The sequence below is a fragment of the Comamonas sp. B-9 genome, assembly GCF_000410635.1.
In the GTDB taxonomy this organism is placed as follows: domain Bacteria; phylum Pseudomonadota; class Gammaproteobacteria; order Burkholderiales; family Burkholderiaceae_C; genus Comamonas.
This window is the reverse complement of sequence record NZ_KE148673.1, coordinates 45,757-50,201: the sequence shown is the minus strand read 5'-3', so window position 1 is coordinate 50,201 and position 4,445 is coordinate 45,757. Positions and strand designations below refer to the sequence as shown.

Sequence of the window (4,445 nt, the reverse complement as noted above, 5' to 3'; positions counted from 1 at the left end):
GGCGGCATTGCCGGCAGCCGCTGCTGCGCCGGCGCCCATCAGCGCGCGCCCGACCAGGCCGCCCGCCACCATGCCCGGCAGGGATTCAGCCACCTGGCCAGCGGTGTAGCCAGGATTCTGCAGGTAGGCCATGGCAATAGAGCCAGCGTCGCCCTGCTCCCAGGCTTCGTCTACAGCCTTGCGGCCCTGCTCATGCCCAGAGGAGAACTTGGTTTCGTCGGCCCACTTGCCTGGCTGGAAGCCCGTGGCCTTGCCGATGGCGTCCGCCGCTGCCGTCACCGGCCGCGCGCCGCTCACTGCAGCAATTGGAAGATCCGCCAAGCCGGCGGCTATGCCCGGCAGGCGCTGCACGCCTACCTTGACGGACTTGACAAAGTCTGAGACGACACCGCCTGAGTCTAGTTTGGCGGCACCAGGATCGAACTGGTCAAAGAAATTGCCGCCCGGTGACGCCGGCTTGCCTGCGCTTGGTGCGTCGAACTGATCGAAGTAGTTTGCTGCCATGCCCCCAGTGTTCCGGGAGCGGCTGCCTCAGTCGAACCCCAGAGGGGGTGAGGGAGAGACCCTGTGCCGCATGCCTCTTGGTACTATTGCCCGAAGAAGCCCAAGGGATCGTTGATACTGATGGGCCGATCCTCTAACAACGGTAGCTCAATCGAAGATCCTGCAATGACCACTAACCAAGAGTCTGTAAGTACCGTATTCCCTCTATGGGATAAAACACGCACGGAGTCGCTGGTGACATCGCTGTTCGGAAAGAAACAGTGGGATAAAGCGCACCCAAGCGCGAGATCCATGACGGACAGACCAGAGTTTTGCCACTATCACTACCATGAAGCCATCGGAATGCTTGAGGAGTTCATAAAGAACAGGCTGGGTGAAGGAGGCTTGTGGTTCGCGCTGCACAACGAGGAGGACTTTAGGCTACTGATGCTTAGACTCAAGGCGAACATTACGGCGTTTGTGCAAAGCCTTCATGCTCTGCCTGACACATGCTCCCACATGCTTTATTACGGCCTGGCGCTGGATAGGCTACCCAAGCCACTGAAAGAGCGCGACATCTACGCAAGCAAGGTGCTCGCAATTTTGGAGCAGCAACGTGATTCAGGTCAGCCCTCCTACACCAAGTTATGTGCACTGTTCCGTGAACTTACCACCGGTGACAGCTACAAGTACCTCAATGCGCTAGCAAACACCGTCAAGCACCGTAGCGTAGTCAGATCTCAGCTCAACGAAGATGCCACTGGCAAGAGAGCGCAGAAGTACATTCTCTATCTTGAGCCGTTCAACTATGCGGGACTGGGTTACCCAAAGACAGATGTTCGGGAGTTCATGCGTAAAGAGCATGACCGGATCCAGCCTCTCACTGTGTCCATTGGGGTAGAACTGAATCGAGTGCTGGAGACGCTCCAGCGCGCCCAGGCCTCTTGATCAGCTGTTGACTGCACGCATGAAAAAACCCGCCGGAGCGGGTTCTCGCGAAGCATCAAATGGCTAGGAAACCTTCACAAGCAAAGAGGACAGAGGGCCTCTTTCAGCTTTTTCAGACCCACCTTGAACCCACTGAACGATGGGACTTTGATCGACTCGAGCTCGATGCTTCTGCTGCTCAAGTTCAAATCTCTGCCCTACCGACAATTGACGCTGCTTCTGCTCTCGCTCCATGACAGCCTGCAGTGGATTGGACGAATGATCCACACCGAGGGCCAGAAGCTGGTCTACCTTGGTCATCATTGTTCTCCTCTATTCATAAGATCGATCAAGCCGGCTTGCATAGCGAATGTTAAGCGAGGGATCGAAAAAGTGCTTGCGTTTTATCCAAATCAATCCTTCTGACTTGGTGATTGCCGCAACGTCGATGGGGCCGCCAACCGTCTCCGATGACGATGTCACGCGCTCTTTGAGTGATTGGAGACTGAGAAGGGACTCAACTAGGTGTGCCATTTCCGACACACTCAGAGATTGCAAAACGCCCAACAGTGGATGGAAATTCTGCTTCCAATTTGCGTCCTTCCATGCTGACATGAATTTCTCTAGACCACTCTGACTTATCTTTCCCGCAACGTCATCCGGCAATTCCACGCCGATAGCCTTCAATTCTGCGAAAAGAGATCCAATGGAATCTCTTGCCTCCGCCTCTATTATATTCTCCAATGATTTACTGAATCCATTCGTGAACATATCGATCATTGATGACTGAGCGAGAGGCTTGATCATCGCAGCGTTTGAATGGGTGACCTCATAATTATCAGTAGAGATATAGGCCAACTCATCCCCGATATGACCATAGACTAGAAATTCAGAATAAGCTGGGAATATCTGCTCATTACCATATCCAGCAACTACTACCCCAGTATGGGGAAAGATCAAATCAGCATACGAATATCTAACATTTAATACAAGAATAGCTAATTCTACTGGATCCACAAAATCCAATATCGGTAACAATGCAAGCTGACCTTGTACCTTCACTACCCACGCATCCAAGCCCAAGAGGGACTCGTCAAGCGCCTCCTGACTTAGCCCGCCAAACAGGCCGCGTTTAGCTACAAAAGCTTTGGTACTCTCAATCCCAGTTCTCCACAATTCTTTCCGGACATCTAAATCCAATTCAGGATTTGCGACACCTTTATCAATTGCATCCAAGACCAATCTTAGACTTACATCGAATTGCCCTTCTATCCACGAATCTCTCAAATTTTTTGGAAATAGATTATTATTTCCCTTAATAAACTCCATCAAAGCAAACCCGTACTGTTCCAGTTTTGCAAAAGTTTTCTTACCCAAATCTGCCCTGAAAAGCTTGATGACCAGTTCCCATGGCACTAAATCAATGGCTGCATTACTGTAGATTGTGACCGCGACAGCTCCAGAATTGCACAACTCAAAAATCTTATTTGCAGTTTTTGAGTAACGCGGATGGTCGCCATTTGTTGGATTGCTACTGGATGTGGTTACGGCGCTATCAGCACCAAGCACAATGGCAGATTTATTTAACACAAGTACTTCACTAGTCATCCCAGCTCCTTTTGAGCTGAAATGTATCATGTGGATACATGTAGCAGATGTCTAATCTTTTCCACCCATTCTTAACGGGAGATCTATGCGCCCAACCCTAGCCGCCCTAGCCCTGCTCCTGGCCTCACCGGCCATGGCTGCCAACTATGCCACCTGCATCCTGGACAAGGCCCCTGCTGCGCAGAACGACGTTGCGGCCCACGCCATCATGCAGTCGTGCCTGGCAGAACACCCTGGCGGAATCGAGGCCATACCTCAAGGCTCGGGCCGTGGCGTGCTGGGCTTCAAGTCAGGGGCCGAGTGCACTGCCAAGAAGGCTGTGGACACTCGGAGCAATCAGGCTGCCACGCTGGTGGCTATTGCTTGCCGGCGGCTGTATGACGAGCCGAACTTCTTCGACAAGTTCGATTAACCGCCCAGGTACTGCCGAGCGGCACCCATACCAAACTTCGAGTCGAACTCTGCCGCTCGCTTCGGGTCGGCTTTCAATGCAGCAATCGCAGCGTCTGGTACTGCCGGCGCCGCCGAATGAGGCTGCTGCACCCACTGCCCCGTCTGCCGGTTGAACACCGTCGATGGCGTGTTGTAGGCCCGGCCGCTGAGGGCGTCGACCTGCTGGCCACCTGGCACGACAAGGTAGGGATCGGCCTGCGTTTGCTTACCCTCCATGGCCATCATCGTGTCGACCAGCGAGCGGCGGCGCGCTGGATCCTGCTCGGTCATGATGCGGTTGCGCATCTGCTCGGCCTGGCCTGCAGCCCGGTTGGCGTAGCCTGCGGTCACTGCATCCTGGTCGAGTCGCTGCTGAGAGAGCATTGCCTGCACCAAGCTGCGCGATTTGGCACCGTCCTGCTGCATGCTTTCACGTTGCAGGTTGGAGTTGACCTGGTTTGTCGCAGCATCCAGGCCGGGCTGCTGGCCGCGCGCCGCCAGGTCAGCGCGCTGTGCATCGAGGTAAGCGGCCTGCGCCAGTGAAAGCCCAGAGTTGGCGCGGCCCTGCCGCGAATCGTAGCGGCCGCCATTGTTCGTGATCGAGCTGGCGGATACGGCTAGGTTGCGCAGGTTGTTGGCAGCTTCCCAGTCGTTGCCACTATGTGCAGCCTGGGGCGAATTGAACTGTGGCACCTGTCCGGCACCCTGCTGGAACGCACGCTGCACAAGTGGGTTGCTGCTGCCCACGAAACCACCGCGCGGCTCGGCACCATTGACTGAGATGTCGCCGCCCACGTTGGTGCCGCTGTAGCTGTTGCCAATTCGAGAGACCAGGCCAGTCATGGCAGGCGCCGGTGGAGCGCTCGCTGCAGCTGGATTGGTGGACGGCACCGGTGGGCCCGCCTCGCCTTGCTGCTGGTAGGTGTAGTTGCCTGGGCTCGGGACGGTGGCAGGCGCCGCTGGTGCAGGCGCTGGTTCAGCTGCTGACCGGCCAA

The 4,445-nt window shown here is 55.3% G+C and carries 5 protein-coding genes and 1 pseudogene; 2 read left to right on the top strand and 4 right to left on the bottom strand.

Going from position 1 to position 4,445, the window contains the following annotated elements:
* The coding region (locus tag H928_RS0124460) for a hypothetical protein (RefSeq protein WP_027011365.1) at window positions 1-504 on the bottom strand (504 nt) is incomplete at its 3' end.
* Window positions 505-669: 165 nt separating this feature from the next.
* Here H928_RS0124460 and H928_RS0124455 point away from each other — a divergent pair.
* Window positions 670-1,431, top strand: a complete 762-nt coding sequence (locus H928_RS0124455) for a hypothetical protein (protein ID WP_148293308.1) — start codon at window positions 670-672, stop codon at window positions 1,429-1,431.
* A gap of 63 nt (window positions 1,432-1,494) precedes the next feature.
* Here the strand turns inward: H928_RS0124455 and H928_RS31905 are convergent, their stop codons facing one another.
* Window positions 1,495-1,731 carry a hypothetical protein gene (locus tag H928_RS31905; RefSeq protein ID WP_148293307.1) on the bottom strand — a complete coding sequence of 79 codons (237 nt, stop codon included), beginning with the start codon at window positions 1,729-1,731 and terminating at the stop codon, window positions 1,495-1,497.
* 12 nt (window positions 1,732-1,743) lie between these two features.
* Window positions 1,744-3,018 carry a hypothetical protein gene (locus tag H928_RS31900; protein ID WP_148293306.1) on the bottom strand — a complete coding sequence of 425 codons (1,275 nt, stop codon included), beginning with the start codon at window positions 3,016-3,018 and terminating at the stop codon, window positions 1,744-1,746.
* A gap of 133 nt (window positions 3,019-3,151) precedes the next feature.
* On the opposite strand from H928_RS31900, the gene H928_RS0124440 reads away from it, so the two are divergent.
* Complete coding sequence (locus H928_RS0124440; protein WP_052330231.1) at window positions 3,152-3,430, top strand: hypothetical protein; 279 nt, start codon at window positions 3,152-3,154, stop codon at window positions 3,428-3,430.
* On the opposite strand, the pseudogene H928_RS29740 reads toward H928_RS0124440, so the two are convergent.
* Window positions 3,427-4,445: pseudogene (locus tag H928_RS29740) on the bottom strand (hypothetical protein); the annotation flags it as partial. The gene H928_RS0124440 and the pseudogene H928_RS29740 sit on opposite strands and share 4 nt — an antisense overlap.

Coding starts and splice junctions, on each gene's coding strand:
- H928_RS0124440 (WP_052330231.1), top strand. CDS start 3,152: ATGGCTGCCAACTATGCCACCTGCATCCTGGACAAGGCCCCTGCTGCG.
- H928_RS31900 (WP_148293306.1), bottom strand. CDS start 3,018: ATGACTAGTGAAGTACTTGTGTTAAATAAATCTGCCATTGTGCTTGGT.
- H928_RS0124455 (WP_148293308.1), top strand. CDS start 670: ATGACCACTAACCAAGAGTCTGTAAGTACCGTATTCCCTCTATGGGAT.
- H928_RS31905 (WP_148293307.1), bottom strand. CDS start 1,731: ATGACCAAGGTAGACCAGCTTCTGGCCCTCGGTGTGGATCATTCGTCC.